This is a genomic window from Mameliella sp. LZ-28 (genome assembly GCF_012274245.1).
GTDB classification, from domain to species: domain Bacteria; phylum Pseudomonadota; class Alphaproteobacteria; order Rhodobacterales; family Rhodobacteraceae; genus Antarctobacter; species Antarctobacter albus.
Genome location: NZ_JAANYX010000032.1, coordinates 500,187 through 526,454 on the forward strand (window position 1 = coordinate 500,187; position 26,268 = coordinate 526,454).

The following is a 26,268-nucleotide window of genomic DNA, read 5'->3' on the forward strand; positions in this document are numbered from 1 at the left end:
CCTTATCCCTTCCGCCTTCTCTTCACATTCCCCCCACGCTGTCCCGGCTTCCCCGCCGTCGACCGCCCCTTGCTCTTCACCGCCGCCTCTGACGCCTTTTCCACCGCCTGCTGACGCGCAAGCGGGTCGTCGTGGACGGCCAGATCGACCGCCTCCAGCCGCTTGATCTCGTCCCGCAGGCGGGCGGCTTCCTCGAACTCCAGGTTCTCGGCGGCCTTGCGCATGTCGGTGCGCAGACCGTCCAGCACCGCTTGCAGGTTGGCGCCCTGACGGGCCGGGTCGATGGTGGCGGTCACGCGGTTCATGTCCACGTCGCCTTGGTAGAGACCGGCCAGAATGTCCTCGACGTTCTTCTTGACCGTCGCGGGGGTGATCCCGTGTTCCTCATTGTAGGCGATCTGTTTCTCGCGGCGGCGGTTGGTCTCGGCCAGGGCGCGTTCCATGCTGCCGGTGATGCGGTCGGCGTACATGATGACGCGGCCATCGGCGTTCCGGGCCGCGCGCCCGATGGTCTGGATCAGCGAGGTTTCGGAACGCAGGAAGCCCTCCTTGTCCGCATCGAGGATCGCGACCAGCCCGCATTCGGGAATGTCCAGCCCCTCGCGCAGCAGGTTGATGCCCACCAGCACGTCGAAGGCGCCAAGACGCAGGTCCCGCAGGATCTCGATCCGTTCGATCGTGTCGATGTCCGAGTGCATGTAGCGGACCTTGATGCCCTGTTCATGCATGTATTCGGTCAGGTCCTCGGCCATGCGCTTGGTCAGAGTGGTGGCCAGCGTGCGGTAGCCTGCGGCAGTGACGCGGCGCACCTCGTCCAGCAAGTCGTCCACCTGCATCTCGACGGGCCGGATCTCGACCTGCGGGTCGAGCAGGCCGGTGGGGCGGATGACCTGTTCAGTGAAGACGCCGCCAGTCTGCTCCATCTCCCATGCTGCGGGCGTGGCCGAGACAAAGACCGATTGCGGCCGCATGGCGTCCCATTCCTCGAACTTCAGCGGGCGGTTGTCCATGCAGGAGGGCAGGCGGAAACCGTGTTCGGCCAGCGTGAACTTGCGCCGGTAGTCGCCCCGGTACATGCCGCCGATCTGGGGGACGGAGACGTGGGATTCGTCGGCGAAGACGATGGCATTGTCGGGGATGAATTCGAACAGCGTGGGCGGCGGCTCCCCCGGCGCGCGGCCCGTCAGGTAGCGCGAGTAGTTCTCGATCCCGTTGCAGACGCCGGTCGCCTCCAGCATTTCCAGGTCGAAATTGGTGCGCTGTTCCAGCCGCTGCGCCTCCAGCAGCTTGCCCTCGCCGACAAGTTGATCGAGCCGCTGGCGCAGCTCTTTCTTGATGCCGATGATGGCCTGATTCATCGTCGGGCGCGGCGTGACGTAGTGGCTGTTGGCGTAGATGCGGATGCGGTCGAAGGTATCCGTCTTCGTGCCTGTCAGCGGGTCGAACTCGGTTATGTTTTCCAGCTCTTCCCCGAAAAAGGACAGCTTCCACGCCCGATCCTCAAGGTGCGCTGGCCAGATTTCGAGGGAATCGCCTCGCACGCGGAAAGAGCCGCGCTGGAAGGCCTGGTCGTTGCGGCGGTATTGCTGGGCGACAAGGTCGGCCATGACCTTGCGCATCTCGTATTCGCGGCCCGAATGCAGGTCCTGCGTCATGGCGCCATAGGTTTCGACCGAACCGATACCGTAGATACAAGAGACCGAGGCCACGATGATCACGTCATCCCGTTCCAGCAGCGCCCGGGTGGCCGAGTGGCGCATCCGGTCGATCTGTTCGTTGATCTGCGATTCCTTCTCGATATAGGTGTCGCTGCGCGGGACGTAGGCCTCTGGCTGGTAGTAGTCGTAGTAGCTGACGAAGTATTCCACCGCGTTGTCGGGAAAGAACCCCTTGAATTCGCCGTACAATTGCGCGGCCAACGTCTTGTTCGGGGCAAGGATGATCGCGGGTCGCTGGGTTTCCTCGATGACCTTGGCCATCGTGAAGGTCTTGCCCGTGCCGGTGGCGCCCAGCAGGACCTGGTCACGCTCACCGGCATTTACGCCACCAGAAAGCTCGGCAATCGCGGTGGGCTGGTCGCCGGCCGGGGCGAACTCGGTCTGCATGACGAAACGCTTGCCCCCTTCGAGCTTTTCTCGCTCGCGGACATCGGGGGCGGGCGCATGCAGCAGCGCGGGCATCTGTTCGGGGGAATTGTTATGCATGGGGAGGCTCCGTTCCCTGCGGAATATGTCGTGCCGGGCAGGGGGCGGCAAGGGGAGGACCGGAACAGGATCGGTGTCACGGTCCGCTTTGCCCGTGACAGGGCGGGTGCCACGATGGCGCAAACAGGCGGCGCGGGATGCGCCTAGGATGCCGATCAAAGGTGCGGCGTTTCGGAAAATCAAGCCGTTCCAGTCTCTTGCGAATCCACGTGCCGGCTGCAACAAGTCCAGCGGACGCGGGGTAAGGCGCGCCGGGTCGGAGGGAAGTTCTTTCAACCCTTGGGAGAGTTGTCTATTCTCAGATGGAAGGGCGGGCCACCTCCGAGGGGCCGGGTGCGTGAAAAAGGGAACCGGATATGGGTGGGTTGCCCGACTGCAGGACAGAGGCCACCGTCGAGGTCGCCGGGGCCGAAGGATCGGTGATCCTGATGGTCTGGCGGTTCGGCGATGGCCGGAGGCTCTTGCGCGGGCAACCGACCGGCTACATGAACCGCGACGAGGTGGCCGAGGCCATGAACTGCCTTGTCGAGGATCCGCGCTTCGGTCCAGGCCTGCCCACGCTCTGGGATTTCCGGGGGCATGATTTCTCGCATTACTCGGGATCGGAATTCCGGTCCCACGCCTTCATCATGCCCCGCTTCCCCGAGAGGTCCGGTGTTCGCCGGGGTTATCTGGTGGACAGCGAGACCGGTTTCGGAACCCTCCGGATGTTCCAAGGCACCGCCAGTGGCTATAATTTCGAGGATCAGGACAACCTGATGGTGTCCTACGATCTCGAGGAACTCGTCGACTGGCTGCTGTCCTGACGCCTGTGAGGCGCCGGGATCACGGAAATTTCAAGGGTGTCAGCGACGGCAAGGCCGCAATGGTTTCAACGGCTTGCCCCGCTGCGCCGTCCTTGCGGGCCGTTCTCGGTGCCCAATGGTCAAAGATCAGCATTGCGTTAACGGGCAGTCGAAATGTACCTTTTCGTATGGCAAGCAGAGCTTTTGGTTCGGTCGGGTCCGCACCCATCCACCCCTCGCTCCCCGCGTCCCTGTCCAGGTCATTGCCTGCTTGTCCCATCCCGGAAAAATGTGACAAAGGGCGCGCTTGCAGACCTTGTGTCATCACCGCATATCACGCAGAAAGATGTCGAACGACAGGAGGTGCGCCATGCGGGCACGCATTTATCAGCCGGCCAAGACGGCCATGTCCTCGGGCCAGGCCAAGACCCGGACCTGGGTTCTTGACTTTGCACCGGACTCTCCCCGGTCCGTCGATCCGCTGATGGGCTGGACCTCGTCCCAGGATACGCAGTCCCAGGTGCGCCTGCGCTTTGACAGTAAGGACGCGGCGGTGGCCTATGCCCGCGAACACGGCATCGACGCCCAGGTGTTCGAACCGAAGAAGCGCAAACCCAACATCCGTCCGCGTGGTTACGCCGAGAATTTCGCCGTCGACCGGCGATCTGCCTGGACCCATTGAAGCGGCTTACCGGGCGCGCGTGGGGACGTGAAATACCGCATGCTGCGAACCTCGGGGAACACTGGTCCGAAATGGCGATGTGACGATACAGCGGGCGGCCCGAACGGTCGCCCCTTTCGTTTCCCACCCGACCGGAGGTCGTGGAATTGAGCATCACGCATCTTGTCACCCATTCCGGCGGGTTCCACGCGGATGAGCTTTTGTCTTCGGTCGTTCTGACCCGGCTCTTTCCGGCGGCCAAGTTGATCCGGTCACGTGATCCAGAATGGATCTCACCGGGGGCGGACAGGATCGTTTACGATGTGGGCCGCGCCTATGATCCGGCCAAAGGCATCTTCGACCACCACCAGAGGCCGAATCCGCTGCGCGAGGACGGTCAGCCCTATAGCTCTTTCGGGCTGATCTGGAATCATTTCGGTCATGACTACCTGCGGGCACTCGAAGTGCCGGAGGCCGATGTCGAGACCCTTCACCGCGCGTTCGACCAGGGCTTTGTCCTGCCGATCGACCTGATGGACAACGGTGCGCTGGAACCTTCGGTGGCGGGGCCGCTGGCGGGGATGACTTTGCCCGTCCTGCTGGAAACCCTGAAGCCTACCTTTGATGAGCGTGGTCCGGACCTGGATGATCGGGCCTTTCTCCGGGCGCTCGATGTGGCGCGGACCTTTGTCGAGGCGGCGGTCCGAGGCAAGGCCGCCAAGCGGCGTGCCCAGGCCATCGTCCTCGCCGCCATCGAAAGCGCGGGGACTTCTCGCATCCTCGAGCTGCCGATGGGCATGCCCTTTCGCGCGGCAATCGAGAAATCCGGCGCGGATCATCTCTTGTTCGTCATCCATCCGCGCGACAATGACTGGGCGCTGACCACGATCCGAAAAAGCGGGGACACCTTCGAAAGCCGTGCCGACCTGCCCGAGGCCTGGGCCGGTCTGACCGACGCGGCTCTGGAAGCGGCTTGTGGCGTTGCGGGCGCCCGGTTCTGCCACAACGCTCGGTTCATTGCCGTGGCGTCCACGCGCGAGGCTGTCTTGTGCATGGCGGAACGCGCGGTGGCAGAGGTATCCTGAGACGCTATTGGGCCCGGGCGCGGCGGCTCAGGGCAGCGCGATCCCCGTGTCCAGCGCGGTGATTGCTATTTCCGTTTGCAGATCGAAGAGCGGGACAAAGGCGCCCGTTTCGGGGCGGCGCAGCATCTTTTCCTCTGGCGGGCCGAAGGGCTGGCAGCGCGCCACCTCTTCAAGAGCGTCGACCACGGCGCCGAACAATTGCCGCCCCTCGCGAAAGAGCAGGACGCAGGCATTGCCTTCCTCGATCCTCGTCGTCGTTCCCAGCAGGCTGGCGATGGAAAAGACCGGGATGAGCTGGGCGCGATGGCTGAGCGTTCCCAGGTAGCCGTCATGGCGCGCCTCTCCGCGCAAGAGATCGCCGGGAAGGCGCAGGATCTCGACGATGTCGGTCAGGTGACAGCCGATCTGGTTCCCCGCCGAGCGGCATAGCAGGTAGGGTGCAACCGGCCCGCCGTATCCGGGGGCGGCGTCATCCGGGGTGTCCGGCGTGTCGTTGACCGTCGTGCTGGACAATTGCACGACGACCTCCTCACGCGGGAGGCGTGGGCTGTCGATGACGAGGTAGTGCTTGCCAGTCTCGTCCATGTGTATTCCCGAAAACAGGTCGCTGCGTCCCGAGATGACCCGGGGCACATCAAGCAGGTCCTCTGTCCGAGTGTGCACGATGTCGAAAAAACGGTCGATCTCGAACGCGACAAGGCCGCCGCCGGGCGCGCGCAGGGCGACAGCCGCAGAGCTTTCCGGACGTGAGAAGTTGCCGCCGAGACCAAAGAGTTGCAGGCTGTCGAGGATCGGAATTTCGGTCCCGTGATGGTGGATCACCCCGTCGCAGGGGCCATGCGCCAGCGGGCTGTCCTGCAGCGGAATCATCGGGATGGTCGCGTGAATGTCGCTCAGCGGAAAGGCCAGGCCAAAGTCCTGATAGCCACAGAGCAGGTAGCCCGATTGCCCGCTGGCCCCCGTCTCCAGCGGGGCACAGGAGCGATCCTGTTGAACGGCGAAGGCCAGGCTGGGCTGGTCGAACAGAAGCGGGGGATCGAGGATGCTGACAACGGCCCCGTCACGGACAAAGCTTTGCGCCCCGGCCAGCATGGGTCCATGACCGACGATGCCCATTTCCGCGCGCCGGGAGCGGTCCTGTGAAATCATGCCCTGTAGCGCATTCACCACGAGGCCCAACAGGCACTTGCGGTCGGCGTCGATCACGATGATCACCACCCGTTCCGACAATGGCACCTCTGTCGACAAGCCCAGGAGGGCGGCGCAAACGACCAGTGGCATGGTGTCGTCGCGCAGGATCATCGCCCCCAGAAGGCCGGGAAGGTTGACGGCAAGAGGGCTGATGCTGTCGGGAAAAGGTACGGTTTCGCGGATATTCAGGGCGTCGATGGCCAGGTACCGACCGCCGACATCGACAAGCCCGTAAATGTCCCGCTGTCGGCAGCAAGGTCGTGATCTTCGGTCAGGGCGTGGGCGGCATCAAGCGACACGGTGGCGATATCCGATCCTGTTTCGGTCAGCTTATTCGGCAAAGACCTAACGGGCGATTAAGCCTGAGAGGCCCCACCGTCTCGAAGGGCTTTCGCTTTGCGGCGCCTGCGCCTAGGCTGCGGCGAAACCGTGTTCAGGTGTCTTTTCATACCCGCCGGTCCCGATTGTCCCGACACAGCCCGAGGTTCCCTTGTCCAGTCCGACGTCCCCGAAACTCGCCGAGGTTGCCGGCGTCTCTCCGCAGGTCGAGGCGCTCCTGGCGGCGCATCATGCGCTGATGCGCGCGCAAAGCCCCGAGGAAAGCTGTCATGTGATGACGGGTGAGGCCTTGCAAGCCGAGGGCGCCAGGGTCTTTGCCCTGTCCGAGGAGGATGGGGCCATCCTGGCGGTCGGCGCGCTCAAGACGGTGGCCGAAGGTGCGGCACCCATGTCCCTGGCAGGCCGCGGCCCGGTCGTGGAGCTCAAGAGCATGCATGTGGCCGCAGCCGCGCGCGGGCGCGGACTGGGTCATGTTCTGCTGTCAGGGATGCTGGACATGGCCCGTGCGGCGGGCGCAGGGGGCGCCTGTCTCGAAACCGGGACAGAGCCCGCGTTCGATGCGGCGCGCGCGCTGTACCAGTCGCAGGGCTTTGCGCCGTGCCCGCCGTTCGGCGACTATCGGCTGGACCCTTTGAGCGTTTTCATGTGCCGGGCGTTGTGAATGCTTGCCCTGCCCGGGGAAAGTCTGCAAAACCGGGCGCAGCGGTCCCTTAGCTCAACTGGATAGAGCAGCTGACTTCTAATCAGCAGGTTGAGGGTTCGAGTCCTTCAGGGATCGCCATAGATTTTGCAACCATCTGACTTTGCCTCACCTTTGGGTCAGTTTATCGCCAGGATCGGCGCGGTTTCCGTGTTTCGCCTTTGTTCCGATCCAATTTGCGCCTTTTTCAAGTTCGCGGACTTGATGTCTTTGTGAGCCAGCGTGCAATTTCGCCCCCGTAGCGGGGTAATCGGCATCCAAGAATGACCCTCCCTTACACTGATGTGGATGATGCCTCCGAGGTCATCGGGTAGTTTTGTGTGGGAGGTTGGTCGTGGAGACGATAGCGAAGATGCGGCGGGCGTTTTCAGGACAAGAAGTCGATCAAGCAGATCTGCCGTGAGCTGCGGGTATCGCGGAACACGGTGCGCAAGGTGATCCGGTCCGGTGCGACGGAGCTCACCTATGAGCGGACCATTCAGCCGTTGGCGACGATCGGGCCCTGGAAAGACTTGCTCGACGAGATGTTGGCGGTGAATGCGCGGAAGCCCAAGCGCGAGCGATTGACCCGCATCCGCATCTTCGAGAAACTCCGGGCCCGAGGATATGATTGTGGCTATGATGCGGTCCGGTGATACGCGGCAACCTGGTCCAGGTGGAAGATATGGCATCTGCCGCGGCCTGGGTGCCGCCGAGCTTCGATCCGGGGGAAGCCTACCAGTTCGACTGGAGGTAAGGAGGATCAGGAAAGGCGCCAGTGGCGCGATTCCCCGACGAACAGATCGTGGTGATCGATGGCGCAACGATCATGGTGAAGGTGGTGCACGTCCGCCTCTGTCACCGCCGGATGCTCTTCGTGCGGGCCTACCCGCGCGAGACTCAGGACCCACTCGGGACATCCCTGCGGAATGCCCTGCCGGGCCGGGGATGGTGTTTGACGCACACGACAAGGCCTTTGCCTTCTTTGGCGGCGTCTGCGCGCGAGGCATCTAAGACAGCGGGAATTGTCCGCCATTTGTCCAAGGAGTTGCCGGTGCGGCACCATTGGTTCGAGCTCACCGGCGACGGACGCGAAGACCGCGGTGGACACGATCTTCGTCGGCCGAGACAGGGCCTGAAATCGCCGGATCAAGGCGGCAAAGTTTCCCGCCAAGAAGAGCGTGGACAGCTTCGACTTCAAGGCGATCCCGAAGCTCAACAAGATGCAGGTGCTGGTCCTCCAATGTTTCACGAGGCGGAGGCCGCGACGAGAACGATCTCGCCGGGCCATGTTAGGGAAATCTGTTCCGCCGCGCGCCAGGCCCGCAGGCCGGTGGCACAGCACAGCGCAAGGCGGGTGGCAGGGCGGGGCGGTTGTGTGATGATGTCGGCGGCGGCACCGCGCATCGCCTGAGGGTGTAAAAGCGGGCCATCAGCACGCAGGTCGAGGATGTGATCTGTGGCGCTCAGCTGTGAGGCGGCGACGAAACGAAAACCGCCCGCCGGTTCTGCCGTACCGTCAAAACGAAAACTTGATGAGCGCAGGCCAAGGCCGTCATAGGTCACCATCAGCCCAAGTGGCGAAGGCGACAGGCCCAGCAAAACGTTCAGTGCCAACTGCGCCTGTATCGCGCCAATGGCGCCGACCACGGGGCCCAGCACCCCGGCGGTTGCGCAGCTTGCACCGCTGTCGGGCGCTTCGGGAAACAGGGCCCGCAAGGAGGGCGCGTCCCCGCAGAAACCCCCGACATAGCCGCCAAACCCGAGCGCCGAGGCGCTGATCAAGGGCAGTCCGGCGGCCAGGCAAAGATCGCTCAGCAGGTAGCTGACCGCGTAGCTGTCCGCGCAATCGAGCACGAGCTCGGCCTCACCGACCAACGCAGGCGCATTGGCGGGGGTCAGCCGAATTGGCAGGGCCTCGATGGTGATGCCGGGATTGATCGCGCGGCAGCGCTCGGCGGCCACCTGCGCCTTGGGACGGTCGCAATCGGCCTCGGTGAACAGGGTCTGACGGTGCAGGTTGGAGAGGCTGACGATGTCGCCGTCGACGATGGTGATCCGTCCCACACCGGCCCCGGCCAGCAGCGGCAGGACGGGCGCGCCCAGCCCTCCGGCGCCGATGACAAGCACCCGGGCCGCACCAAAGCGTCGTTGGCCGACATCACCGACCTCTGGCAGGATGGTCTGGCGGGCGTAGCGGCTCATCGCGTGGCCCCGATCCACTGCCGCACCCGCGCTTCGGGATCGGCGTTCAACGTGATGTCGGTGACGGCAGAGACGATATCCGCCCCTGCCTCGAACACGCCGCCCGCGCGCTCGACCGACATGCCGCCGATGGCGACAAGCGGCGTCGCCCCGATGCGGGCCTTCCAGTCGGTGACGCGGGGCAGGCCCTGCTGATGCCACTTCATCTTTTTCAGGATCGTGGGATAGACAGGGCCAAGCGCCACGTAGTCCGGGGCCATGCCCATCACGCGCTCCAACTCGTCATCGTCATGTGTCGAAACACCCAGTTTCAGCCCGGCCTTGCGGATCGCCGCCAGGTCCGCGCTGTCCAGGTCCTCCTGCCCCAGGTGCACCCAGTCACAGCCCAGCGCGATGGCCTCTTGCCAGTGGTCGTTGACGACCAGCACCGCGCCATGTTTGCGACAGAGTTCGCGCGAGACCTCGATCTGCGCGCGAACGGCGTCTCGCGGCTGGTCCTTGATACGCAGTTGCACCAACCGGACCCCCAGCGGCAGCATCCGCCGCAGCCAGTCGGAATGGTCGAAGATCGGGTAAAAACGGTCGAGGGTCATGCCAGAAAGGCCTTTCCGATCACCGGGGTCGAGGCTTCGGCCATGTCGCGGGCGTCGATCGGATCGGCGCCGTAGGCGAGGCGGCCCGCCTCGACCGCGCCCATCATCGCGCGCGCCATGAGCACGGGATCGCCCGCCCGTGCGACGGCGGTGTTCAGCAGCACCGCGTCAAAACCCAGTTCCATCGCCTGCGCGGCGTGACTGGGCAGGCCGATGCCTGCATCGACCACCAGCGGCACATCGGGAAATTCCGCGCGCATGGCGCGTAGCGCGTAGGGATTGTTCAGCCCGCGCCCTGAACCGATCGGCGCGCCCCAGGGCATCAGCACCTCGCAGCCCGCCGTCAACAGGCGTTCGGCGACGATCAGATCCTCGGTGGTGTAGGGAAAGACCTGGAAACCGTCCCCGGTGAGGATCCTCGCCGCCTCGACAAGCTGGAACACGTCGGGTTGCAGGCTGTCCGTGTGGCCAATCAACTCCAGCTTGATCCAGCGCGTGCCAAAGACCTCGCGCGCCATATGCGCGGTGGTGACAGCCTCCTTGACCGTGTGGCAGCCCGCCGTGTTGGGCAGGACCAGCACGCCCAGATCCTCGATCATCTTCCAGAAGGTGTCACCCGCACCCCCGGCGCCCTCGCGGCGCAGCGAAACCGTCGCCACCGCCGCGCCGCTGGCCCGGAAAGCCTGTTCCAGGATGGCCGGGCTGGGATATTGCGCGGTGCCCAGCATCAGCGGGTTGGGCAGATCGGTGCCGTAAAAGCGTTTCATCGTCATCCCCCCTGCATCGGCGCGAGGATTTCGACCCGGTCGCCCTCTTGCAGTTTGCAGGCCGGGCGCTGTGCCGCGGGCACGAATGTTTCGTTCACCGCCGTCGCCACCCGCCCGGCAAGGGCGCGTTCTTCCAGCAGGTCGGCAAGTGTCCCGGCGACGACTTCGCAAGACTCGCCGTTAATCACGATCTTCATCGAAAAACTCCGAATGGGTGTTGTGCAGGGCAAGATCGGCCACCCCGCGCGCCAGTTCGGGCGCAAGCAGGTAGCCGTGGCGGTAGAGGCCGTTGGCATAAATTCTGCCGCCGAGCCGCCGGATGCGGGGCAGGTTGTCCGGAAAGGCCGGTCGCAGGTCGACGCCGGTTTCGAGCACCTCGGCCTCGCCGAAAGCTGGGTTCAGCGCGTAGGCCGCGCTGAGCAGTTCCAGCATCGACCGTGCCGTGATCCGGCGGCGATCCTCGCTTTCGATCATGGTGGCGCCCAGCATGTAGACGCCACCGCCGCGCGGCACGATATATAGCGGGATGCGTGGATGCAGCAGGCGGACCGGGCGGGTCAATGTCACCTCGGGGCAGCGGATCACCAGCATCTCGCCCCTGACGCCGCGCAGGTCGGGCAGGGCGTCGCGCGCGGCGAGGCCCCGGCAATCAATCACGTTGTCCAGCGCCGCCGGCGCCTTGTCCTGAACGAACCTGACCTTCTGCCCTTTCAGGCTGGTGTAAAGATCACTCAACGCCCGGCGCGGATCCAGATGCGCCTCGCCTTCAAAGAATAGCCCCTGCGCAACGCCGGGCAGGTCCGGTTCCAGTTCCGCGAAGTCGGACCCGACCTCTCGGAACCCTTCGGTGCGTCGGGCAAAGCGGCGCAGGTCGGGCAAGTCACGCCGCCCCGCCACGACCAGCGTGCCGCGTTGCTGGACAGTGGTGCGTTGTTGCCACCAGACAATCGCCTGTTGGCCCAGCCTCAGCACTGGCTCTTCGGCGTTTTCATATTCGCACCAGGGCGCCAACATGCCCCCCGCCCACCAGGAACAGTGGTGCGGCCCGGGCGGCCCGGCAGGATCAAAGACCTGCACATCGGCACCGCGCGCGGCCAGTTCGCTGGCAACGGAAAGCCCCGCCACACCGGCGCCGATGACCGAGAACACCGGCATCATTCCCAGACCGCGTGAAAATGGAGCAGTGAGCCATGCCCGGAGCCGACCTGCAGCCAGTCCGCTGCCGCAATCGCCTGTTGCACGAAGCTGTGCGCCGTTTCGGCCGCCAGTTCGAGCGGCAGCCCAAGCGCAAGCCCGGTGGCAATGGCCGACGAAAGCGTGCAGCCGGTGCCGTAGGTGTTGCGCGTCCTGTGGCGGGGTGCGGTGAATGTCGTCAGCACCTCGCCGTCCGCGATCAGGGCGTATTCGCACTCATCGCCTTCGGCGTGACCGCCCTTCATCAGATCGGCCTGCGCGCCCATGGCGTAGAGCGCCTTGCCTTGTTCGGTCATCTCCCCGCGTGAGCGCGCCACCGGGCCGTCCAGCAGCGCCGCCGCCTCGGGCAGGCCGGGGGTGAGGGCGGTGGCGTGCGGCATCAACTTCTGCCGCAATGCGCCCACCGCATCGGGCGCCAACTGGGCATCGCCCGGACGTCCAGATTCGACAGCACCGCCTCGATCTGCGCCTCGATCACGTCGAGCGGTATTGAATGAACCGCGGTGACGGCACGGGTGTTCTGGGCGGTGACCGCGGTGATGGCACTGGCGCCGTAGACGCCAAGCGCCGACATGGACTTGAGATCGACCTGTATGCCCGCGCCTCCGCCACTGTCGGATCCGGCGATGGTCAATGCGATATGCGCCAACGGCTGCTCCTTCAGACAAAAGGGCACCGCGCATGGAAAACGTCTGTAGACATTAGACCGTTCCCTACGCCGGTATTGCCCGGATCAGGTTCGATGGGTTAGCGCATTCACGCTTCTCAGCCTCTTGGAGGCACCCCAACGGTAAGACTTTGGGTAACAACCCCGCCACGCCAAGTCAAACACGGGAAGAGTCCGGCGTGCCCTGTTCGCGTCTGACGAAAACGCGGGGTGTTATCTGCCTGTTTCGTCGAGGGCCGTGGTGGGCTACCACTCCATGACCTTGACGAGGATGTTCCATGACGGAAATAGGCCACGGCACTGCTGCGACCGGGTCCGGAACCATGAGCACTGCGCTGTTTCGCTGGCCACCGGAGGCCCGTTTGCATGTGCATGGGCAGCAGGTCGGAGAGGGCGAGGGTTCGGACAGGGCCGGGGCGCAGGATCTTGTTGCCCTGCGCGCAGCCATCCGCACCGGGCGCGCGTTTTCTGTTGGACCAGGCGGGGTCAGCCGCCTTTCCAAAGAACGCGCGGGGTATTTCCACAGCCGCTCTGGCGGAACGACCGGAGCGGCGAAGACCATCCGGCGCAGCCATGCCTCCTGGATTGCCAGTTTCGAGGTCAACCGCAACCACCTGAGCCTTGGCAGCGAGGATCGCTACGCCGTCCTGGGGGTCCCGGCCCATTCCCTTGCGCTCTATGCCCTGGTCGAAGGGGCGCATCTTGGCGCCGACCTGCATTCCTTCGCTGGTCTGAGGCCGCGCCAACAGGCGCAGGGCGTGAAGGCGGCACAGGCGACAATCCTCTACGCCACGCCAACCCAGTTGCGCCTTCTGTGCGAAACAGGGGCCGTGCTGCCGAGCCTGCGCCATGTGCTTTGTGGTGGCGGGCGGCTGACGCCCGAATTGCGGCTGCGGATCGCCGCATTGTGTCCCAAGGCAGTCCTGCGTGAGTTCTATGGCGCCGCCGAGACCAGTTTCATCGCTTGGGGCGATGGCAGTGGCCCGGAGGGCAGCGTTGGCCGAGCCTACCCGGGTGTCGAGATAAGGATCGACGCCAAGGAGGGGGCCATAGGCGAGATCTGGGTGCGCAGCCCTTACCTTTTTGATGGCTATGCCGAAGGTGACAGCGCAGAAACACGCGAAAGGGATGGTTTCGTCACGGTCGGTGAATTGGGGCAGCTCGACAAGGAGGGCCATCTGACTGTCGCCGGGCGCCGCAACCGGATGGTCACCATCGCCGACCAGAACGTCTTTCCCGAGGATATCGAGGCCTTTCTGCTAAGCGATCCGGCGGTGACACATTGTGCAGTGGTTCCCCGGTCTGACCCACGCCGCGGCACGCATCTTGTCGCGGTCATCGACGGGCCGGTAGAGGCAGAGCTTTGCGATGCGCTGTTGGGCCGGTGTCGTGCGGTCTTCGGTCCACTCGCCGCACCCCGTCGTGTGCAGGCGATTGCCGATTTCCCTCTGACGCTTTCCGGCAAACCTGACCTTGCGAAGATCGCCCAGGCGCTGGAGCGTCAGGCATGAGCGGTGTCCGTATCGTCTCTGCCCTGCGCACTCCGGTGGCGCCGCGCGGCGGGGCGCTGTCAGGGCTCCAGATCCACGAACTGGGCGCGCCGGTGCTGCGCCGGGTGATCGCGGCGGCGGGGCTGGAGGCATGTCAGGTCGATGAAGTGATCTTGGGCAACGCGCTCGGGGCCGGGGGCAACCCGGCCCGCATGGTGGCGCTGGCCGCGGGCCTGCCGGACCAGGTGGCGGGGCTGACGCTGGACCGGCAATGTTGCGGCGGGCTTGACGCGCTGGTGATTGGCGCCGCGCTGATCGCCTCGGGGCAGGCGGAGGTCGTGGCGGCGGGCGGCGTGGAATCCTATTCCAGACGGCCCCTGCGCCTGCGGACCGACCCGGAGGGCGGTCCGCCTCTGGCCTATGACCGTCCTCCCTTCACGCCCTGGCCAGAGCGCGATCCGGAGATGGACGATGCCGCCGAGGCGCTGTCTGCCGAACTGGGCATTTCCCGCGCGGCGCAGGATGCCTGGGCTATCGACAGCCACCGCAAGGCCTTGGCCGCCGACATGACGCCTGAGGTCGTCCCTCTTGGCGGGTTGCACGCGGATGCCTTCACACGCGCCCTGACGCCCCGGTTGGCCGCCCGTGCGCCGCGCCTGTGCGGCACGATCACAGCTGCCAATGCCGCCGTGGCGGCGGATGGCGCGGCATTCTGCCTGCTGGTGTCCGAGAGGGCCGCCGCCGAGTTACCCGATACCGGGTTTGCCTATCGCGGGGGCGTGACGCTGGGCGGGCGCGTGGACCGTCCCGGCCTTGCCCCGGTTGCGGCGATCCGCAAGGTTCTGGACCGGGCAGGCATCGACGCCGGGGCGCTTTCCGTGGCCGAGGTGATGGAGGCCTACGCCGTGCAGGCCATCGCCTGCGTCAATGGCTCCGGGCTGGACCCGAGCAACGTGAACCCCGGCGGTGGCGGGCTGGCGCGCGGGCATCCGGTGGGGGCCTCGGGCGCGATCAATGCGGTGCGGCTTTTCCATGAACTCCGGCAGCGGGGCGGCACCGGGCTGGCCACAATCGCGGCAGCGGGCGGCCTGGGCACGGCGGTCCTGATGTCGGTCAGCTGAAACCGCGCAGCGTCGCAAAGACAGACAGCGCGTCACGCTCTGTCCGCACGCCGTTTACCGGCGCCTCCGGGTCCGCGCGTCCCAGCGCCATGCCGCAAACGACCATCTCGTCCTCGCCCAGGCCAAGCTGGGCATGGGCGATATCCGCATGATTGGCCAAGGCCCCGATGCCGCAAGTGGCATAGCCCAGGTCAGAGGCCGCGATCATCAATGCCATCATGGACATGCCAAGGTCCATGAAACAGCCCTTGCCCATGTCCGGACGGATGGTCACGACAATCCCGACAGGGGCGGAAAAGAAGCGGTAGTTTTCGTTGAACTGCGCCTTGCGCGCGGCGATGTCCCGCCGTCCGATCCCCAGGGCGGAGTAAAGCGCATAGCCCGCCGCCCGTTGTTTCGCCTTGAGGTCCGGCGGCATCGGTTGCGGAAAGTAGGAATATTCGGCTACCGGCGGGCGACCGCTTTCCGCGGCCGCCACCAACGCCTGCGAGAGATCCGCAAGCGGTCCGCCGGTCAGCGCATGAAACCGGCCTGGCTGCAGGTTGGCCCCGCTGGGGGCGGTCCGGGCGACGGTCAGGATGCGCTCGACATCCTGACGCGGCACCGGATCGGGCAGGAAGCCCCGGACCGAGCGCCGCCCCGACAGCAGGTGCTGCCCCCCTGCGCCTGTCATCCGCGAGACAGCACGCTCGACGGGCGCGACTTGGCCAGACCGGCGGTGATCAACCCGGCCAGGATTGCCTTGATGACGTCACCCGGAATGAAGGCGGTGACCAGAAGCGCCGCTTGCGGGATCGACTTGTCGAGCATCACAGACATGCCGACCACACCGAACGCGTACAGGACGAAGACACCGCCCACGATCGACGCCACGGCGGCGACCGCCGCAAGACTGGCGCGCCAGCGCTCGACGATCAGGCCGGTAACGAAGGCGGCCACGGGAAAGCCGATCAGAAAGCCGACCGAGGGCGTCGCAAAGGCGCCGAGGCCCCCGCGTCCACCGGCCAGCAGCGGCAGACCAAGCGCCACCAGTGCCAGGAACAGCAGAACCGCCAGCGCGCCGCGGCGGGCCCCCAACACGGTGCCGCAAAGCATCACGCCCATGCTTTGGGCTGTGATCGGCACGCCGAAGGCCAGCGTGAATTTCGGGACCATGCCCAATGCGGCGATCAGCGCGGCAAAAAGGGCGATCAGGGCAAGATTGCGTTCCATTTGGTTTCCTTAGTCCGTGGGTTGCGTGGTTTCGAGGCCGCCGCGGGCGCGCAGCGCCTCGGCGACATGTTCGGCATCGTCCAGCGCCGTTGCCGCCAACGGCATGACGATCTGCCATCCGGTGCGCCGGGCCGAGCGGGCGCGCCAGGCTTCGGCCAGCAGCCCCCCCTTGCGCGCGATCGACGGGGTAAAGCGCACGACCAGCGCCACCGAGAGTTCCAGCGCACGGGTCGACAAGCCAAGGCGGCGGAACGGCGCCAGCAGGATGGCGGCAACCGCCACCATGTCGCTGAGCCGCGTCGTCATCGTGACGAAATTCGCCAGCGCCAGGGCCGAAAGCAGGCGCAGGGCCACCGCCATTCCTGCCTCGATCTGGCCGGTCACACCGTGCCAGACCGCGATGAGCAACAGGAAGGGAAGCAGGATTTTCAGCGCACGCGCCGCCGCGCGGGCAAAGGTCAGCCCGCCGGTCAGCACCAGACCGGCCACCCCGGCCAGCGCCAACGCCAGGGCCACGGGAGATTGTAGCGCGAACAGTCCCGCGGTTGCCAGCGACAGGGCCGCCAGTTTCACCCCTGCGGGAACGCGGTGGGCCCAGGTTTCAACCGGAGAGGTCAGAGAGATCATCCTGCTCCCCCCAGTTGCGCATCTGGCCTTCGAATTCGGCCAACACGCCAGCAGCCTCGCCGTCCTCACGGATCCGGCCGCGATCCACCCAGATCACGCGTTCAAAGTGCCGAACACTGTCGGGATCATGGGTGATCTGGATCACGCTGGCCTCGACCTCGTCGACAAATCGCATGAGTTGCAGACGTGTTGGAATGTCGAGACCGGAATAGGGTTCGTCCAACACGATCACGGCGGGGCGCATCGCAAGGACCGCCATCAGGCAGACAAGCTGTTTCTGCCCCTGTGACAGGGCATGGGTTGCCGCGCCCGCCCAGTGGGACTTGCCGAACCGTTGCAGGATTTCGCGGGTCTCCAGCGCGGCCGCGTCGCGCTTGCGCCCCATTTGCACCAGGCCAAAGGAAATTTCCTCCTCGACGGTGGGAAATATGATCTGGTGGTCGGGGTTCTGGAACAGGATTCCGACCGTGCGCAGCGCCGCCTTGCGGTCTTTCGCCATGTCGGTGCCGTCGATTTCCGCGGTGCCGCCATCGGGCGCCAGCAGCCCGGCGATCACACGCGCCAGCGTGGTCTTGCCAGAGCCGTTGCGCCCGACGATTCCGATGCGGCGCTCTCTGATGTCAAAGGAGATGTCGTGCAGGATCGCCGGTCCGCCGAGGCGTACCGAAACGCCCCGAAGAACGAGTGCCGGTGGTTTCCCCGTCCCAGCGGAGCCCGTAGTTATCCGAGGCGCCAATTGAATCGTTTTCATTTCTCTGATTGTCGCGCCAGCCCTCTTACAGGGTTTCCCCACGGCGTCCAACCAGAACCTTGGGGCTGGCAGGTGTTTGCCAAAGTGTCCGCCCGGTGACTTGCGCCTTGCCAGTTGGGTCGAAGGCTTTGACGATTCGCGATTTGCCGGTCACGGCGTGAACGCCAATCGGGACAGGGTGCGACATGGGCGAACCGATTTCCTCGGGCCGTCTTCGGCATTGCCAGGAAGAACGGGAGATCGCCCGACGGAATCAACGAACGAAGATCCGCATGGCCGCCCGCAGAAAGCTGCGGGGCCCGTTCCGAGCGGTTCGCTTGCAGGTCTTCGATGGGTATTCTGCGCTGCGGCGCACGGTTCGCCGTGTCGAAGGAGGTCCGATCTCGACTGAATTGCGTGCTTTTCATCAAAGGTGTCGGCCAGGCGGTTCCGGTGCCACTGTTCCGACGATCAAGGTCAAACCTCCCAATTACCACATACTTATGGATGCCTTGTCGGCGAGTCATGCTGCAGGTGCGAGGCCGGCAGAACCTGCTTTTCTCAAATTATATCAGGGCATTAGAAAAAATGTCGCAATTGGGGGTTGAATGGTCGCAATTTGTCCGTGACGTTCACGGTGCAATTCGGGCAGCACTCTGACGCCTTGCGTCGGGCCGAGCCAACTACCTGCTCGGCGCCGACCCGCGCAGAACCTGCACCTGACCACATTGCCTCCCGCGGCGCGATCAAGCTGGCCGGGGCGAATACCGATGAAGGCAAAGAAATCAGTGCAGCCTTTCGAGGCTTGCGCAGGGATATTGCGCGACCGGTGGGCATGCGTCTCGCCGGTGCCGTGACAGTTTGGAACGGAGACAGAGATGAGCGATACGATGGCCGAAAACGCTGAACTGACCATGACGGACCAGGTCTACAGCGACGATCCGCTGGCCGATCGCGAGACCGACCATTACCGCAAGGAATACGTCAGGACCTTTGTCGACAAGTGGGACGAGTTGATCGACTGGGCTGGCCGTGCCGAGAGCGAGGGGCAGTTCTTCATCGACATCCTGCGGGCGCGCGGCAAGGAAACCGTGCTCGACGTCGCCTGCGGCACCGGCTTTCACTCGGTCCGGCTGACCGAGGCGGGCTTTGACGTGACCGCCTCTGACGGGGCGGCCTCGATGGTGGCCAAAGCCTTTGAGAACGGGCGCAGCCGCGGGCTGATCCTCAAGACGGCGCAGGCCGACTGGCGCTGGCTCAACCGGGATATCAACGGCAAGTACGATGCGATCGTCTGCCTGGGCAATTCCTTTACCCACCTCTACAAGGAATCCGAACGCCGCCGCGCGCTGGCCGAGTTCTATGCCGCGCTCAAGCATGACGGGTTGCTGATCCTCGATCAGCGCAACTACGATGCCATGCTCGACCGGGGGTTCTCGACCAAGCACAAGTATTACTACTGCGGCGACCGGGTGACCGCCGAGCCCGACCATATCGACGAGGGGCTGTGCCGGATGCGTTATTCCTTCCCGGACGGGTCGGAATACACGCTCAACATGTGCCCGATCCGCAAGAACTACATGCGCCGTCTGCTGTCCGAGGCCGGGTTCGAGCGGGTGCGCACCTATGGCGACTTCCAGGAAACCTATGCCGAGGACGACCCGGATTTCTTCATCCATGTGGCCGAGAAATCGGCGATGCACCTTGTGCGCTGGGGTGCCACCGGCGACGACGGCACGCAGGATATTCGCGACATCACCGAAGATTATTACGATAGTGACGACGCGGATACCTTCTATTCCACGATCTGGGGCGGCGAAGACCTGCATATCGGCCGCTACGCGGAAACGCCCGATATCCGCACCGCCTCGGACCGCACCATCGAGTCGATGATCGACAGGTTGCCCAAGCTGGATGCCTCGTCCCGTGTGCTGGATATGGGCGCGGGCTATGGCGGTGCCATGCGGACGCTGGTGCGCAAGACAGGCTGCGAGGCGGTTTGCCTGAACCTGTCCGAGACGCAGAACGAATACAACCTGGGCAAGATCCGCGCCGCCAAGCTGTCCGACAAGATCTCGGTCCGCCACGGCGTCTTCGAGGACGTGCCGGAGGGGGATGCCAGCTGCGACGTGGCCTGGAGCCAGGATGCCTTCCTGCATTCCGCCCAGCGTGCCAAGGTCCTGGCCGAGGCCTGGCGCGTGCTCAAGCCCGGCGGGCACCTGATCTTTACCGATCCGATGCAGGCCGATGATGCGGACCCCGCCGTGTTGCAGCCGGTCTATGACCGCCTGCAACTCAACGACCTGGGATCGCCCCGGTTCTACCGCGAAGCAGCCGAGGCGCTCGGTTTCGAGACGGTGGAGCAGGAAGAGGCCGTCAGCGACCTGCGGACGCATTATTTCCGCGTCCGTGAAGAACTGTTGGCCAACTACGAGAAACTGCGCGAGGCAGGGGCCTCGGCCGAGTATCTCGACAAGATGGCCGTGGGGCTGGAGAACTGGGTGAAGGCCGCCGACGAAGGCCATCTCGCCTGGGGCGTCCAGCACTTCCGCAAGCCGGCGTGATGTGATGTGCCGGGGTGCCGCCGCGCGCCCCGGCCTCTGCTTCACCAATTCGCCCCCATCATTGGAGAGTTCTGCATGACCGGGACCTATCCCGATCCCACCGCCTGTGTGTCCTTCGAGCTTTTCCCGCCAAAAACCGATGCCGGTGAAACGGCGCTGGCGCGCGCCGTCGATCAAATGGCCAGCGCCGATCCAGCCTATTTTTCGGTGACCTACGGCGCGGGCGGCAGCACCCGTGATCGTACCGCCCGCGTGGTGGACATGGTTGGGGATCGCACCGGGCGCCCAGTGGCTCATCACCTGACATGCGTGGGGGCCAGCCGTGACGAGGTCGACCGGCTGGCCCGGGGGCTGCACGACAAGGGCATCACGCGTATCGTGGCTCTGCGCGGTGATCTGCCCGAGGGGCAGAGCCTTGCCCCGGACGGCTACGGCGACGCGGCAGAACTGGTGGCGGGGCTGCGCAGGGTGGCGGATTTCGACATCTCGGTCGCGGCCTACCCGGAGGTCCACCCCGAAGCCGCCAGTGCCGAGGCCGACCTGGACCATCTCAAGCGCAAGCTGGACGCGGGCGCGGCCCGGGCGATCACGCAGTACACCTTTGACACCGAGGTCATCTTGCGGTTCGTCGACCGGGCCCGCGCTGCGGGCATCACCGCGCCGATTGTGCCGGGAATCATGCCGGTGGCGAATTTCGCGGGACTCAAACGGTTCTCGGCCATGTGCGGCGCCTCGGTACCGGACTGGCTGGCTCAGATGTTCGACGGGTTGGACGATGACCCGGCAACCCGCGCCATGATCGCGACCAGTGTTGCCACGGAACAATGCCGCCTGCTGATGGAGGCGGGGCTTACCGAATTCCATTTCTACACGCTGAACCGACCGGACATCAGCCTGGCGGTCTGTCGCGCGCTGGGACTGACCACCGGACCCGCGGCCGAGAGCGCCGCCTGAGGAGAGACGAGATGACCGAGACCGATATCACGGCCCATGCGGCCCGACGCATCCTGGTGCTGGACGGGGCCATGGGCACCATGATCCAGCAGCACAAGCCCGGCGAGGAGGTCTATCGCGGCACGCGCTTTGCTGACTGGACAAGCGACGTGGGCGGCAACAGCGAGTTGCTGAGCCTGACGCAGCCCGAGATGATCCTCGACATTCACACCGCCTTCCTGGAGGCGGGCGCGGATATCCTCTGCACCAACACCTTCGGCGCCAATGCGATCAGCCAGGCCGATTACGGCATGGAAGGCCTTGTCACCGAGATGAACGCCGAAAGCGTGCGGCTTGCCCGCGAGGCGGCCGAGGCCATGTCGTCGCCGGATCGCCCGCGCTGGGTTGCCGGGGGCATCGGCCCGACCAACCAGACCGCCAGCCTCAGCCCGGATGTGAACGATCCGGGCTATCGCGCCGTCACCTTCGACGATCTGGCAAAGGCCTATGGCGAGGCCGCGCGCGCCCTGGTCAAGGCGGGGGTCGATGTGCTGCTGGTCGAGACGATTTTCGACACGCTCAACGCCAAGGCCGCGCTCTTTGCCATCGACTGCCTCAAGGACGAAGGGCTGGACGTGCCGCCGCTGATGATCTCTGGCACCATCACCGACCGCTCCGGGCGCACCCTGACGGGTCAGACGCCAGAGGCCTTCTGGGTCTCGATGAGCCATGTGCGCCCCTTCTCGGTGGGGCTGAACTGTGCCCTCGGCGCGGGCGAGATGCGTCAGCATGTGCGTACGCTGTCGGACGTCGCGGACACTCGCATCAGCGCCTATCCCAACGCGGGCCTGCCCAACGAGATGGGCGGCTATGACGAAACCCCCGAGGAAACCGCCGCCCATTTGGGCGAATGGGCCGATGCGGGGCTGGTGAACATCGTCGGCGGCTGCTGCGGCACGACGCCCGACCATATCCGCGCCATTGCCGATGCCGTCGCGGGCAAGTCGCCGCGGGCGGTCCCTGCAACGGTGCGGCGGATGCGTCTGTCGGGGCTGGAGATGTTCGAGGCCCCCGGTACCAGCACGGAGGATGCAGCATGAGCGGTGTTGCCAATTTCATCAATATCGGTGAGCGCACGAACGTCACAGGCTCGGCCAAATTCAAGAAGCTGATCATGGAGGGCGACTTTGCCACTGCGCTCGATGTGGCGCGCAGCCAGGTCGAGAACGGCGCCCAGATCATTGATGTGAACATGGACGAGGGCCTGCTCGACTCGGAAAAGGCTATGGTCACCTTCCTCAACCTGATCGCTTCGGAGCCCGATATCAGCCGGGTGCCGGTGATGCTCGACAGTTCCAAGTTCGAGGTGATTGAGGCGGGTTTGAAATGTGTGCAGGGCCGCGCGGTGGTCAACTCCATCTCGCTCAAGGAGGGCGAAGCGGCCTTCCTGGAACAGGCCCGCACCATCCGCCGTTACGGCGCCGCCGTGGTGGTCATGGCCTTCGACGAGAACGGCCAGGCCGAGACCGCGCAGCACAAGTACGAGATCTGCCGCCGGTCCTACGACCTGCTGGTCGAGAAGGCGGGGTTCCAGCCCTGGGACATCATCTTTGACCCCAACATCTTTGCCGTCGCGACGGGCATCGAGGAACACAACGACTACGCCAATGCCTTTTTCGAGGCCATCAAGCTCATCAAGGCGGAAATGCCGGACACGCATGTTTCTGGCGGACTGTCGAACGTGTCGTTCAGCTTTCGCGGCAACAATGCCGTGCGCGAGGCGATGCACTCGGCCTTCCTGTACCACGCGATCCCGCTGGGCATGAACATGGCCATCGTCAACGCGGGCCAGATCACCGTCTACGACGATATTCCCGAGGAACTGCGCGAACGCGTCGAGGACGTGCTGTTCAACCGCCGCGACGACGCGACCGAGCGCCTGTTGGAGATCGCGGACAAATACAAGGGCACCGGCGAGGCGTCGAAAAAGGAAGATCCCAAGTGGCGCGAGGCCCCGGTCGAAAAACGGCTGGAACACGCGCTGGTCCACGGGATCACCGATTTCGTGGTCGAGGACACCGAGGAATGCCGCCTGCGCGCGGAAAAGCCGCTGCATGTGATCGAAGGCCCGTTGATGGACGGCATGAATGTGGTCGGCGACCTGTTCGGCGCCGGCAAGATGTTCCTGCCGCAGGTGGTGAAGTCCGCCCGCGTCATGAAGACCGCCGTCGCCCATCTGCTGCCCTTCATGGAAGAGGAAAAGCGCCAGCAGGGCGACACTTCGGCCAAGGGCAAGGTGCTGATGGCCACGGTAAAGGGCGACGTTCACGACATCGGCAAGAACATCGTCGGCGTCGTTTTGCAGTGCAACAACTACGACGTGGTGGACATGGGCGTGATGGTCCCGACCGAGGACATCATCGCAAAGGCCAAGGAGGAAAAGGCCGATATCATCGGCCTGTCCGGCCTCATCACCCCGTCGCTCGACCGCATGGTCGAGGTGGCGGCAGAGATGAAGCGGCAGGGGCTGGACCTGCCACTGTTGATCGGGGGCGCGACCACCTCCAAGAAGCACACCGCGCTCAAGATCGCGCCGGAATATGAACATGGCGTGATCCATGTCGACGATGCCTCCAAGGCCGTCGGCGTGGTGTCCAAGTTGCTGTCGAAAACGGCCCGGCCGGTCTACCTGTCCGAGATCGCCGCGGAGCAGGAACAGATGCGTGCGGGCGATAGCCGTGGCGGCGACCGGCCCACCTCCCCGCTGATGCAGGCGCGGGCGAATGCCTTTGACGGGGGCTGGGACAGTTACACGCCCCCCGCGCCGCAGACGCCCGGCCTGACGGTGGTCGACGATACGGAGGTTGCCGCCCTGCGCGGCTTCATCGACTGGACGCCGTTCTTTGCCACCTGGGAAATGCGGGGCAACTTCCCTGCCATCCTCGACGACCCCGACCGGGGCGAGACGGCGCGCGAACTGTACGACAACGCGCAAAAGATGCTGGACCGGATCGAGAGCGAAGGTTGGTTCAACCCGCGTGGCGTGGTCGGTCTCTGGCCCGCCAACAGCCGGGGGGACGATATCCTGGTCTGGACGGACGAGACGCGCGGCAAGCTGCGCGCGCGGATGCCGCAGCTGCGCCAGCAGCGCAACAAGACCCGCGACACCGCGCAAATGTGCTTGGCCGATTTCGTCGCCCCCGAGGGCACGGCGGACTGGGTCGGCGGGTTCGCCGTCACCACCGGACCGGAGGTGCATCATATCGCCGACCGGCTGAAAGCCGAGGGCAACGATTACGACTCGATCATGGTGCAGGCCCTGGGCGACCGGCTGGCCGAGGCCTTTGCCGAGGCGTTGCACGCCCGCGTGCGCCGCAGCCTCTGGGGCTATGCTCCAGGCGAGGAACTCGACAACACGGGGCTGATCCGCGAGCAGTATCGCGGCATCCGCCCGGCGCCCGGCTATCCCGCCTGCCCGGATCACACCGAGAAGCGTACGCTTTTCGACTTGCTGGATGCGCCTGCGCATACCGGCCTCAAACTCACGGACTCCTGCGCGATGTGGCCCGCCTCCGCGGTTTCGGGCCTCTACTTCTCGCATCCCGAGGCGCGTTATTTCGGCATCGGCCGGATCGGACCGGACCAGGTGTCGGACTACGCCGCGCGCAAGGGAATGGAGATCGCCGAAGTCGAATCCTGGCTGGCCCCCAGCCTGGCTTATCGGCCCGACAAATCATCGGCGGATCGCAAGATCGCCTGACCCCCGCAAGACCACTTGCCAATACCGACCCAATCCCACCGTAGTGGAGAAAGGAACGAGATGAGCGACAAGACTTGGCTGTTTACCAGTGAATCGGTGTCCGAAGGACATCCAGACAAGGTGTGCGACCGAATTTCGGATGCCATCCTGGATGCCTACCTGGCCGCCGATCCGCAGTCCCGCGTGGCCTGCGAGACGCTGGCAACCACCGATCACGTGACCATCGCCGGCGAAGTGCGCGGACCGGAAGCCGTGCTCAAGGATGTCGAGCAGATTGCCCGCGATGCAATCCGTGATATCGGCTACGACCAGACCGGATTTTCCTGGCGCAATGCCGAGATCGTTTGCCGCCTGCACGCCCAGTCCGCCGACATTGCGCAGGGCGTCGACGAGGGCGAGAAGGGCGAGGAAGGTGCCGGCGACCAGGGCATCATGTTCGGCTACGCCTGCAACGAAACCGCCGAGCTGATGCCTGCGCCGATCCAGTTCGCCCACCGCATCCTGCGCCGCATGGCGGAGGACCGGAAATCCGGCAAACAGCCGAATTTCGGCCCCGACGCGAAAAGCCAGGTGACGTTGAAATACGCGGGCGGCAAGCCTGTCGGCCTGGACACCGTCGTGGTGTCGACGCAGCACCTCGAGGGTCTCAGCCAGGCCGAGGTGCGCGAACTGGTCAAGCCCTACATCACCGATGTCTTCAAGGACGAGGGCTGGGACCTGCCCGCCGACGAAAAGTTGATCGTCAACCCGACCGGTAACTTTGTCATTGGCGGCCCTGACGGCGATGCCGGGCTGACAGGCCGCAAGATCATCGTCGACACCTACGGTGGCGCGGCGCCCCACGGCGGCGGTGCCTTCTCGGGCAAGGACCCGACCAAGGTTGACCGTTCCGCAGCCTATGTCGCCCGCTACCTGGCCAAGAATGTCGTGGCCGCGGGGCTGGCCGACAAGTGCCAGATCCAGCTGGCCTATGCCATCGGCGTGCCCGAGCCAGTGGCACTCTATGTCGATACGCTCGGCACCGGGGAGGTTTCCGAAGACGACCTGTCGCGCCGCCTGCGCGAGATGGTCCGCCTGACCCCACGCGGTATCCGTGATCACCTGCATCTGCTGCAGCCGATCTATACCCGAACCGCCGCCTACGGCCATTTCGGACGGCAAGCCGCTGAAGATGGCGGATTCTCCTGGGAACGGACAGATCTCGCCGACGAGCTGGCCCGCAGCTTCGGTGCCACCGTGGCCGCCCAGTGACGCGAACGGAATTCAAGGATAACCACTCATGAACAAACCTGAAAACGTCAAAGCGGCGGACTATGCCGTCCGCGATATTGCACTGGCCGGGTTCGGCCGCAAGGAACTCGACATTGCCGAAACCGAGATGCCGGGCCTGATGGCGCTGCGCGCGGAATACGGCGAGGCGAAACCGCTGAAAGGCGCGCGCATCGTCGGTTCCTTGCACAT

At 65.0% G+C, this 26,268-nt stretch carries 24 protein-coding genes, 1 tRNA gene, 3 pseudogenes and 1 riboswitch; of the genes and pseudogenes, 15 read left to right on the forward strand and 13 right to left on the reverse strand.

Annotated features, from left to right (window positions below; translation table 11 throughout):
- Positions 1 to 2: 2 nt before the first annotated feature.
- Positions 3 to 2,204, reverse strand: a complete 2,202-nt coding sequence (gene uvrB / locus G9Q80_RS17675) for an excinuclease ABC subunit UvrB (protein WP_043141205.1) — start codon at positions 2,202 to 2,204, stop codon at positions 3 to 5.
- A 356-nt stretch (positions 2,205 to 2,560) separates the two neighbouring features.
- On the opposite strand from uvrB, the gene G9Q80_RS17680 reads away from it, so the two are divergent.
- The gene (locus tag G9Q80_RS17680; protein ID WP_069208208.1) at positions 2,561 to 3,010 is read left to right on the forward strand and encodes a hypothetical protein; all 450 of its coding nucleotides are present in this window, start codon (positions 2,561 to 2,563) and stop codon (positions 3,008 to 3,010) included.
- A gap of 19 nt (positions 3,011 to 3,029) precedes the next feature.
- Here G9Q80_RS17680 and G9Q80_RS17685 read toward each other — a convergent pair whose 3' ends face one another.
- A complete protein-coding gene (locus G9Q80_RS17685) occupies positions 3,030 to 3,314 on the reverse strand; it encodes a hypothetical protein (protein WP_133066384.1) in 285 nt (94 codons plus the stop codon).
- Positions 3,315 to 3,359: 45 nt separating this feature from the next.
- Here G9Q80_RS17685 and G9Q80_RS17690 point away from each other — a divergent pair, with 45 nt between their 5' ends.
- Both G9Q80_RS17690 and G9Q80_RS17695 read left to right on the forward strand, forming a co-directional pair.
- Positions 3,360 to 3,671: an ETC complex I subunit gene (locus G9Q80_RS17690; protein WP_043141209.1), complete on the forward strand. Its 312-nt coding sequence runs from the start codon at positions 3,360 to 3,362 to the stop codon at positions 3,669 to 3,671.
- 146 nt (positions 3,672 to 3,817) lie between these two features.
- Complete coding sequence (locus G9Q80_RS17695) at positions 3,818 to 4,735, forward strand: MYG1 family protein (RefSeq protein ID WP_088714801.1); 918 nt, start codon at positions 3,818 to 3,820, stop codon at positions 4,733 to 4,735.
- Positions 4,736 to 4,762: 27 nt separating this feature from the next.
- On the opposite strand, the gene G9Q80_RS28585 is transcribed toward G9Q80_RS17695, so the two are convergent.
- Positions 4,763 to 6,163, reverse strand: a complete 1,401-nt coding sequence (locus G9Q80_RS28585; protein WP_269799299.1) for a chemotaxis protein CheW — start codon at positions 6,161 to 6,163, stop codon at positions 4,763 to 4,765.
- Between the two features lie 253 nt (positions 6,164 to 6,416).
- Here G9Q80_RS28585 and G9Q80_RS17705 point away from each other — a divergent pair, with 253 nt between their 5' ends.
- The 4 genes and pseudogenes from G9Q80_RS17705 to G9Q80_RS17720 form a co-directional block, all read left to right on the forward strand.
- Positions 6,417 to 6,926, forward strand: a complete 510-nt coding sequence (locus tag G9Q80_RS17705) for a GNAT family N-acetyltransferase (RefSeq protein ID WP_232788183.1) — start codon at positions 6,417 to 6,419, stop codon at positions 6,924 to 6,926.
- 43 nt (positions 6,927 to 6,969) lie between these two features.
- Positions 6,970 to 7,046: transfer RNA gene (locus G9Q80_RS17710), tRNA-Arg, on the forward strand.
- Between the two features lie 271 nt (positions 7,047 to 7,317).
- Positions 7,318 to 7,957: pseudogene (locus G9Q80_RS17715) on the forward strand (IS21 family transposase); the annotation flags it as partial.
- A gap of 129 nt (positions 7,958 to 8,086) precedes the next feature.
- A pseudogene (locus tag G9Q80_RS17720) lies at positions 8,087 to 8,185 on the forward strand (ATP-binding protein); the annotation flags it as partial.
- 7 nt (positions 8,186 to 8,192) lie between these two features.
- Here the strand turns inward: G9Q80_RS17720 and G9Q80_RS17725 are convergent.
- The 6 genes and pseudogenes from G9Q80_RS17725 to thiD form a co-directional block, all read right to left on the reverse strand.
- On the reverse strand, positions 8,193 to 9,149 hold the full coding sequence (locus G9Q80_RS17725; RefSeq protein ID WP_088714803.1) for a HesA/MoeB/ThiF family protein: 957 nt from the start codon (positions 9,147 to 9,149) through the stop codon (positions 8,193 to 8,195).
- Entirely contained in the window at positions 9,146 to 9,742 is a 597-nt protein-coding gene (locus G9Q80_RS17730) for a thiamine phosphate synthase (protein WP_088714804.1), read from the reverse strand. Before G9Q80_RS17730 ends, G9Q80_RS17725 begins: the two co-directional genes overlap by 4 nt.
- On the reverse strand, positions 9,739 to 10,509 hold the full coding sequence (locus tag G9Q80_RS17735; protein ID WP_088714805.1) for a thiazole synthase: 771 nt from the start codon (positions 10,507 to 10,509) through the stop codon (positions 9,739 to 9,741). Before G9Q80_RS17735 ends, G9Q80_RS17730 begins: the two co-directional genes overlap by 4 nt.
- 2 nt (positions 10,510 to 10,511) lie before the next feature.
- On the reverse strand, positions 10,512 to 10,706 hold the full coding sequence (gene thiS, locus G9Q80_RS17740; protein ID WP_043141224.1) for a sulfur carrier protein ThiS: 195 nt from the start codon (positions 10,704 to 10,706) through the stop codon (positions 10,512 to 10,514).
- Positions 10,690 to 11,664 carry an FAD-dependent oxidoreductase gene (locus G9Q80_RS17745; protein ID WP_088714838.1) on the reverse strand — a complete coding sequence of 325 codons (975 nt, stop codon included), beginning with the start codon at positions 11,662 to 11,664 and terminating at the stop codon, positions 10,690 to 10,692. Before G9Q80_RS17745 ends, thiS begins: the two co-directional genes overlap by 17 nt.
- Positions 11,664 to 12,352, reverse strand: a pseudogene (gene thiD / locus G9Q80_RS17750) (bifunctional hydroxymethylpyrimidine kinase/phosphomethylpyrimidine kinase). The gene G9Q80_RS17745 and the pseudogene thiD overlap by 1 nt, the downstream one beginning before the upstream one ends.
- 44 nt (positions 12,353 to 12,396) lie before the next feature.
- Positions 12,397 to 12,500, reverse strand: a riboswitch (TPP riboswitch).
- A 193-nt stretch (positions 12,501 to 12,693) separates the two neighbouring features.
- On the opposite strand from thiD, the gene G9Q80_RS17755 reads away from it, so the two are divergent.
- Together G9Q80_RS17755 and G9Q80_RS17760 are read left to right on the forward strand one after the other, a co-directional pair.
- Positions 12,694 to 13,881: an AMP-binding protein gene (locus G9Q80_RS17755; RefSeq protein ID WP_168246507.1), complete on the forward strand. Its 1,188-nt coding sequence runs from the start codon at positions 12,694 to 12,696 to the stop codon at positions 13,879 to 13,881.
- A complete protein-coding gene (locus tag G9Q80_RS17760; protein WP_088714807.1) occupies positions 13,878 to 14,981 on the forward strand; it encodes a thiolase family protein in 1,104 nt (367 codons plus the stop codon). The genes G9Q80_RS17755 and G9Q80_RS17760 overlap by 4 nt, the downstream gene beginning before the upstream one ends.
- Here the strand turns inward: G9Q80_RS17760 and G9Q80_RS17765 are convergent.
- Genes G9Q80_RS17765 through G9Q80_RS17780 form a run of 4 tightly spaced genes read right to left on the reverse strand, consistent with a single transcriptional unit; the run spans position 14,974 to position 17,571 of the window.
- Positions 14,974 to 15,654, reverse strand: coding sequence for a nitroreductase (locus G9Q80_RS17765; RefSeq protein ID WP_043141228.1), 681 nt, complete (start codon positions 15,652 to 15,654; stop codon positions 14,974 to 14,976). The genes G9Q80_RS17760 and G9Q80_RS17765 overlap by 8 nt on opposite strands.
- Complete coding sequence (locus G9Q80_RS17770; RefSeq protein ID WP_088714808.1) at positions 15,651 to 16,193, reverse strand: biotin transporter BioY; 543 nt, start codon at positions 16,191 to 16,193, stop codon at positions 15,651 to 15,653. The genes G9Q80_RS17765 and G9Q80_RS17770 overlap by 4 nt, the downstream gene beginning before the upstream one ends.
- A gap of 9 nt (positions 16,194 to 16,202) precedes the next feature.
- Positions 16,203 to 16,820 carry an energy-coupling factor transporter transmembrane component T family protein gene (locus tag G9Q80_RS17775; protein ID WP_088714809.1) on the reverse strand — a complete coding sequence of 206 codons (618 nt, stop codon included), beginning with the start codon at positions 16,818 to 16,820 and terminating at the stop codon, positions 16,203 to 16,205.
- Entirely contained in the window at positions 16,795 to 17,571 is a 777-nt protein-coding gene (locus G9Q80_RS17780; RefSeq protein WP_088714810.1) for an energy-coupling factor ABC transporter ATP-binding protein, read from the reverse strand. Before G9Q80_RS17780 ends, G9Q80_RS17775 begins: the two co-directional genes overlap by 26 nt.
- Before the next feature lie 857 nt (positions 17,572 to 18,428).
- Between G9Q80_RS17780 and G9Q80_RS17785 the strand changes: the two genes are divergently transcribed.
- The 6 genes from G9Q80_RS17785 to G9Q80_RS17810 all read left to right on the forward strand — a co-directional run.
- Entirely contained in the window at positions 18,429 to 20,114 is a 1,686-nt protein-coding gene (locus tag G9Q80_RS17785; RefSeq protein ID WP_088714811.1) for a glycine/sarcosine N-methyltransferase, read from the forward strand.
- A 75-nt stretch (positions 20,115 to 20,189) separates the two neighbouring features.
- Positions 20,190 to 21,068: a methylenetetrahydrofolate reductase [NAD(P)H] gene (gene metF, locus G9Q80_RS17790; RefSeq protein ID WP_088714812.1), complete on the forward strand. Its 879-nt coding sequence runs from the start codon at positions 20,190 to 20,192 to the stop codon at positions 21,066 to 21,068.
- Positions 21,069 to 21,079: 11 nt separating this feature from the next.
- Complete coding sequence (locus G9Q80_RS28770) at positions 21,080 to 22,147, forward strand: homocysteine S-methyltransferase family protein (RefSeq protein WP_088714813.1); 1,068 nt, start codon at positions 21,080 to 21,082, stop codon at positions 22,145 to 22,147.
- Positions 22,144 to 24,807 (forward strand): methionine synthase, encoded by a 2,664-nt coding sequence (metH, locus tag G9Q80_RS17800; RefSeq protein WP_088714814.1) that lies wholly within the window; start codon positions 22,144 to 22,146, stop codon positions 24,805 to 24,807. Before G9Q80_RS28770 ends, metH begins: the two co-directional genes overlap by 4 nt.
- Positions 24,808 to 24,867: 60 nt before the next feature.
- Positions 24,868 to 26,058, forward strand: coding sequence for a methionine adenosyltransferase (gene metK / locus G9Q80_RS17805; RefSeq protein WP_069208191.1), 1,191 nt, complete (start codon positions 24,868 to 24,870; stop codon positions 26,056 to 26,058).
- 28 nt (positions 26,059 to 26,086) lie between these two features.
- A partial coding sequence (locus G9Q80_RS17810; RefSeq protein WP_168246508.1) for an adenosylhomocysteinase occupies positions 26,087 to 26,268 on the forward strand: 182 nt, incomplete at its 3' end.

What these genes read in the sequence shown, in the direction of transcription:
- uvrB (WP_043141205.1), bottom strand. Translation starts at nt 2,204, where the DNA reads ATGCATAACAATTCCCCCGAACAGATGCCCGCGCTGCTGCATGCGCCC.
- G9Q80_RS17775 (WP_088714809.1), bottom strand. Translation starts at nt 16,820, where the DNA reads ATGATCTCTCTGACCTCTCCGGTTGAAACCTGGGCCCACCGCGTTCCC.
- metH (WP_088714814.1), top strand. Translation starts at nt 22,144, where the DNA reads ATGAGCGGTGTTGCCAATTTCATCAATATCGGTGAGCGCACGAACGTC.
- G9Q80_RS17725 (WP_088714803.1), bottom strand. Translation starts at nt 9,149, where the DNA reads ATGAGCCGCTACGCCCGCCAGACCATCCTGCCAGAGGTCGGTGATGTC.
- G9Q80_RS17685 (WP_133066384.1), bottom strand. Translation starts at nt 3,314, where the DNA reads ATGACACAAGGTCTGCAAGCGCGCCCTTTGTCACATTTTTCCGGGATG.
- metF (WP_088714812.1), top strand. Translation starts at nt 20,190, where the DNA reads ATGACCGGGACCTATCCCGATCCCACCGCCTGTGTGTCCTTCGAGCTT.
- G9Q80_RS28770 (WP_088714813.1), top strand. Translation starts at nt 21,080, where the DNA reads ATGACCGAGACCGATATCACGGCCCATGCGGCCCGACGCATCCTGGTG.
- G9Q80_RS17780 (WP_088714810.1), bottom strand. Translation starts at nt 17,571, where the DNA reads ATGAAAACGATTCAATTGGCGCCTCGGATAACTACGGGCTCCGCTGGG.
- G9Q80_RS17785 (WP_088714811.1), top strand. Translation starts at nt 18,429, where the DNA reads ATGAGCGATACGATGGCCGAAAACGCTGAACTGACCATGACGGACCAG.
- G9Q80_RS17730 (WP_088714804.1), bottom strand. Translation starts at nt 9,742, where the DNA reads ATGACCCTCGACCGTTTTTACCCGATCTTCGACCATTCCGACTGGCTG.
- thiS (WP_043141224.1), bottom strand. Translation starts at nt 10,706, where the DNA reads ATGAAGATCGTGATTAACGGCGAGTCTTGCGAAGTCGTCGCCGGGACA.
- G9Q80_RS17760 (WP_088714807.1), top strand. Translation starts at nt 13,878, where the DNA reads ATGAGCGGTGTCCGTATCGTCTCTGCCCTGCGCACTCCGGTGGCGCCG.
- G9Q80_RS17680 (WP_069208208.1), top strand. Translation starts at nt 2,561, where the DNA reads ATGGGTGGGTTGCCCGACTGCAGGACAGAGGCCACCGTCGAGGTCGCC.
- G9Q80_RS17765 (WP_043141228.1), bottom strand. Translation starts at nt 15,654, where the DNA reads ATGACAGGCGCAGGGGGGCAGCACCTGCTGTCGGGGCGGCGCTCGGTC.
- G9Q80_RS17735 (WP_088714805.1), bottom strand. Translation starts at nt 10,509, where the DNA reads ATGAAACGCTTTTACGGCACCGATCTGCCCAACCCGCTGATGCTGGGC.
- metK (WP_069208191.1), top strand. Translation starts at nt 24,868, where the DNA reads ATGAGCGACAAGACTTGGCTGTTTACCAGTGAATCGGTGTCCGAAGGA.
- G9Q80_RS17755 (WP_168246507.1), top strand. Translation starts at nt 12,694, where the DNA reads ATGAGCACTGCGCTGTTTCGCTGGCCACCGGAGGCCCGTTTGCATGTG.
- G9Q80_RS17745 (WP_088714838.1), bottom strand. Translation starts at nt 11,664, where the DNA reads ATGCCGGTGTTCTCGGTCATCGGCGCCGGTGTGGCGGGGCTTTCCGTT.
- G9Q80_RS17690 (WP_043141209.1), top strand. Translation starts at nt 3,360, where the DNA reads ATGCGGGCACGCATTTATCAGCCGGCCAAGACGGCCATGTCCTCGGGC.
- G9Q80_RS17770 (WP_088714808.1), bottom strand. Translation starts at nt 16,193, where the DNA reads ATGGAACGCAATCTTGCCCTGATCGCCCTTTTTGCCGCGCTGATCGCC.